This window comes from Paraburkholderia sp. RL17-373-BIF-A (assembly GCF_046030175.1).
In the GTDB taxonomy this organism is placed as follows: domain Bacteria; phylum Pseudomonadota; class Gammaproteobacteria; order Burkholderiales; family Burkholderiaceae; genus Paraburkholderia.
On sequence record NZ_JARESO010000156.1, the window covers coordinates 1 to 4,555 of the forward strand.

At 59.9% G+C, this 4,555-nt stretch carries 3 protein-coding genes and 2 pseudogenes; 2 read left to right on the forward strand and 3 right to left on the reverse strand.

Translation table 11 applies throughout. The annotated features are described in order from the left end of the window. Positions 1-2,407: pentapeptide repeat-containing protein (locus P0D80_RS48725; protein WP_408295547.1), on the reverse strand; the 2,407-nt coding region annotated here is incomplete at its 3' end. 362 nt (positions 2,408-2,769) lie between these two features. Here P0D80_RS48725 and P0D80_RS48730 point away from each other — a divergent pair. Beyond that, a pseudogene (locus tag P0D80_RS48730) lies at positions 2,770-2,918 on the forward strand (IS6 family transposase); the annotation flags it as partial. An 86-nt stretch (positions 2,919-3,004) separates the two neighbouring features. Then, the gene (locus P0D80_RS48735; protein WP_408295550.1) at positions 3,005-3,574 is read left to right on the forward strand and encodes a transposase; all 570 of its coding nucleotides are present in this window, start codon (positions 3,005-3,007) and stop codon (positions 3,572-3,574) included. On the opposite strand, the pseudogene P0D80_RS48740 reads toward P0D80_RS48735, so the two are convergent. Further along, positions 3,501-4,253: pseudogene (locus tag P0D80_RS48740) on the reverse strand (IS66 family transposase); the annotation flags it as partial. The gene P0D80_RS48735 and the pseudogene P0D80_RS48740 sit on opposite strands and share 74 nt — an antisense overlap. A 93-nt stretch (positions 4,254-4,346) precedes the next feature. Then, positions 4,347-4,555: IS66 family insertion sequence element accessory protein TnpB (gene tnpB, locus P0D80_RS48745; protein WP_408295553.1), on the reverse strand; the 209-nt coding region annotated here is incomplete at its 5' end.

Sequence of the window (4,555 nt, forward strand, 5' to 3'; positions counted from 1 at the left end):
CACCAGGATCCAGGTCATCGGCAGCATTGAGCATCGCGGCCGCCAGCGCACGCAGCGCTTCTGGCGAATCCACTTCCTTGCCAAACAACTTCGTACTGCTTGCGTACGACAGTGCGGCTGCCTGTGTTCTGAGGTAAAAAGACCTTTCGACATCGTTCATGGGACCATGCACTTTCTCGGCCTCAGTAAAGAGCTGTTTCAGCGTGTCTTCTGAAACACGCACATCCGAAAACGCACCGTACGTCACGATAACGTCAGGATCAGGATCACGCCCAATCAGCGGCATGATGAACAGCTTCAGATCCCTCTGGATCGACGCAGTTGTCCAATCCTGCTTTGCTCCGCTGGAGGATCCGAGCAGGTATCCTCCAACATACACCGGAGGAAGCAGGCACTTGACCATGTTCTCTAACGCCTGGTTCGCGGCTCGCGCGATGCTTCTGGCCTGCAACACGGGGAACTGGGCAAGGTGGTCGGTCGTGTACACCGGATAGGCCTCGTGACGGGGCACATTCTCGCGGCTCCAGTCTGCCGTAACGTATAGACTGCCGAGGTTGTCACCCGGCTCCCCGGGCGCGCGCATACCGTTCCCGTAATCATCGCTGCTCACCAGGAGGCAAACCTCCCGGTCTCGGGCAATCAACGGAAAATAATATGTCGGCTCCTCACCTATGTCCTGAGCGTTACTCTCTGCAAACTGGACCAGTGTTGCAGGAAGCACCCCCAGGTAATGCTTGCGCAGCGCCATTGCCTTTTCACGCAGCTCCGGGTGCTGCCCGGCCGCCTCCAGTATCTGCAGCAAACCGAAGCCGTTCGCACGAGCCCATGCGTATCCCCCGGGTGCCGGTTGTGCCAGCTGCGCCTGGGCATGGTCGAGCATGATCCCCAGTCCGTGCGAGGACCAGCCATCCAGCGTGAGGGAAACGTCCCGAGAGCTCAGGAACAGCCTGCCAACCGCCTTCTGAACGAAAGACTGGATTACATCACTTTGCTGATACTCAGGATGACCGAACAGGAACTCTGTGACCACGGCATCAACATCAGGATCCCTGACACCTGCGTTCATGGCGTCGTCAAGCGCCTTGATAGCCAGTTCCATACAGCGGAGTTTGTTTTCACCCTTTAAACGCGAGTCTATGGCAGTCAGGATGCTGCCCGATTGAGGATTGTTCCGGTGGTTAAAGAGAATATCGCGTATCTCCGAACGGCCCAGGTCCTCTGATAACCCAGCGAAGACGATCCCGGAAAGCATTTCATCGGTAAACTGATGAGAGTAGTGCAAAAGAGCTCCCAGCGAGAACGTCGTCTGATGCAAGGTCGCCCCGCTCAGGTTCGCCCCGCGCACCTCCGCCCGGCTCAGGTCCGCCCCGCGCAGGTTCGCCTCGCGCAGGTTCGCCAGGATCAGGTTCGCCCCGCGCAGGTTCGCCCCGCTCAGGTTCGCCCCGCTCAGGGCCGCCCCGCTCAGCTTCGCCCCGCTCAGGTTCGCCCCGCTCAGGTTCGCCTCGCGCAGGTCCGCCCCGCTCAGGTTCGCCCCGCTCAGGTTCGCCCCGCGCAGGTCCGCCCAGCGCAGATCCGCCCCGCTCAGGTTCGCCCGGCTCAGGTTCGCCCCGCTCAGTTTCGCCTGGCTCAGTTTCGCCCGGCTCAGGTTCGCCTCGAACAGCTCCGCCCCGCTCAGTTTCGCCTCGCGCAGGTCCATCCCGCTGAGGTCCATCCCGCTCAGGTTCTCCCCCTTCAGGTCCAACTTGCCCCCTCGGAGTAAAACCTGTTTCACTCCCGGGATGCGTTTAACGGCTTCCCCGTACAGATGATGATCTGCCTCGTGGCGAACAATGTCCTGTTCCAGAACTGCCCTGAGGTCATCGATGGTGCCATCCTTGATGGCAAAAGACTCAGACGTCGCGCCAGTTCTCACAGTAATGGTGAGGACTGTGCCGTTCTCGTCTGTGTCCTCGGAAACCTCCAGCTCACCCCCGTGTTTCAACCCTATTGAAACGGAACGATTGCCCGGGCCCTTGGACAAGAAAGCGTTACCGGACTCACCGGATAGGATTCTTTCATGAAGATCGACTACCGCGTGTGTTACGGCGTCTTCTTTCTGGTGACTGCTGATGCTCTTGCAAACCCGCTCGATGAGCAGTCCAATAAAAGCGGTCAACAAGGTGATCGTCGCCGTCACGGTCCCACGTGAGCATGAAATATCGAAGTCCCCCGCCAGTTTTCCCATGCTTTCTTCAGCGTTGTCCGTGACGCGCCGGAAGACCTCCCTGCTAAAAGTGGGAACGCTTTTTCCGTTCGCGCCCCGCCGGAAGGCTTCGTGCGTTCCGCCCGCGAAACAGATTGCCTGGCCATCAACATGACCTTTACCGAAAAAGGCTCTCGCAAAAGTTTGCGCAGTCACAACAGGCATAGTGTAGGTACTCCTGGCAGGCTAATGAGATGATCCCCCATCCGAACAAGGCCGAATCCGAACATTGGGATATAGTTTTCCAACGCACCGCCCGGCTTTCCGGACGTGCGAACTGGACGATCGCCTCGCCCCTGACCTGAGCGCGGCAGGGAGAAAAAAAGCCGCAGACAATCTGCGGCTAACTCCATGACGTGACCGAAGGAGCGGCGCGGGGGAAGCGCCGCTTGTCGATATTACCGCCCGGGATGCAAATTGGGTTTAGGAAAGAATGAGGCTCTGTCGCAATAACGCAGTCAGGTAGAATCTGTCGGAGCAAAACACATGGCGAACATGATGGCAAGACGAAGACACCGCGCAAGGCGCTGCCCACGGGCGTTGGCAAGGTACTGAGGGGCTGCCCTACCCGCTGGACGTGATTCTGCTGTGCGTACGCTGGTATGTGGCGTATTCGTTGAGCCTGCGCAATCTGGAGGAGATGATTGCGGAGCGCGGCTTCGAGGTGGATCATTCGTAAGCCGTCATTTAACGACGCCCTTCCACTGAGGAGCGGAAGGTCTGAAGCCAGGTGTCCGCGTGGACACATGCACTCAGACCTCAATGACAGAGAAACAAGACCTTCGAAGCAGGCTGGTAGTCGGCCATAAGCGCGATGGCCGGCGGGAATATGGCGAAGATGCTGTGCGGGAACTGGTCGCACTGTGCCTGAAGCCAGGCGTGTCTGTTGCACGAACGGCCATGGATCACGGCGTCAATGCGAACCAGTTGCGCCGATGGATAGCGCGCTATCAGCAACTGCAGATTTTGCAGGCACCGGGAGATCCGGACCCGATGACGGGCGACGGCTTTCCGGTCGATCTGCCCGCATCAACATCCGATGGCCCTTTGAATGTCGGTACTCCAGCGGTATTTGTGCCCGTCGTTTCTGCACCACCGGCGCCGTGGTTGCCAGCGCCACCGACTCCTTCAATGTCGTCGATGACCATCGCGGTCCACGTGAAGCTGCCCAACGGTGTCGAATTCGACCTTGGCGAAGCTAACGTCGAAGAACTGACGACGATCGTGAAGATGCTCGGGAGGCTGGGATGTTCCGGTTCAATGGCTGCGACAGCAGCGTCCTGCGCAGTGCCTCGTAGAGCCGGCTGTAATGCAGTTCAGCGGGCCGGATGATCCAGTTTGCCAGCGTGCCACGTCCGACTTCGATATCTGCGCGCGCGAGCGCGTGAGCCATCCGGTACAGCGGCGTACCATCGACGTACTTTCCTGCGGTGACGGTAGCGATCATCGCCGCACTGGCATTGCTGCCCGGCAACGGCTGCGCTGGCATCGGTGCGGTGATCACCGGTGTGTGTTCGGCATGGCGGTCGCAGTGGCGGCACGCATACTTGAAACGCACGTGCTGCTGCGCGGACGCTTTCACCTCGATATGCAACTGTTCACTGACCTCTTCGCCCATGCGGTGAAGTGCGTGTGCGCAGCTCGGGCAGACCTTCTGCTCTTCGGGCAGGTCGTATTCGAGGCGCTGACGTGGCAGGTGTGCCGGCAACGGTTTGCGTCCGGGTCTGTTTCGTGCCGGCCCGGGTACATCTGGCAGGCCAGTATCGGGCAGCTCGACCGTGTCTTCGACATCGCCGGCGTCCTCGTCGTCGGTGGCGGCAATCTGTTCAGCCTCGTCGAAGACGCGATCCCCGAGCTTCTCGCTGCTCGGCGCGAAGCGTTTGCTCTGTGCCGGGCGGAACCGCTCCTCCAGCTGGGCAACCCGTTCGCCCAGTTGCCGGTTGCGTGTCTCGAGTTCACGGATATAGGCCTGGGCGGCCGACGGCAATCGGGAGAAATCGTCTTCGTTCATGCTGCCAAGGTAGCGAAGGACTGCGTGCGATGGGTTTACGGGAATTTGTAACCGTCCAGCCGCCCCGTTGTTTTACCGGGAACGCCCCGGCGTTCAACTCGCGTGGCGGTACCGCCGTGATGGATGGCGGCGCACTGCGTCAACGTCAATGCCCTCAAGGAGCCAATGCAGTTGTTCGGTCGTCAACTCGATTACCGCCTGTGGTCGACGTGGCCAGACGAAGTGGTCCTGCTCAAGGCGGCGCAGCATCAGCCAGAAGCCGGTGCGCTCGTAGAACAGTAACTTGACCCGGTTGCGCGACC

Bases quoted from the DNA above. Each gene is read 5' to 3' on its own strand.
- P0D80_RS48735 (WP_408295550.1), top strand. From the start codon at position 3,005: ATGACAGAGAAACAAGACCTTCGAAGCAGGCTGGTAGTCGGCCATAAG.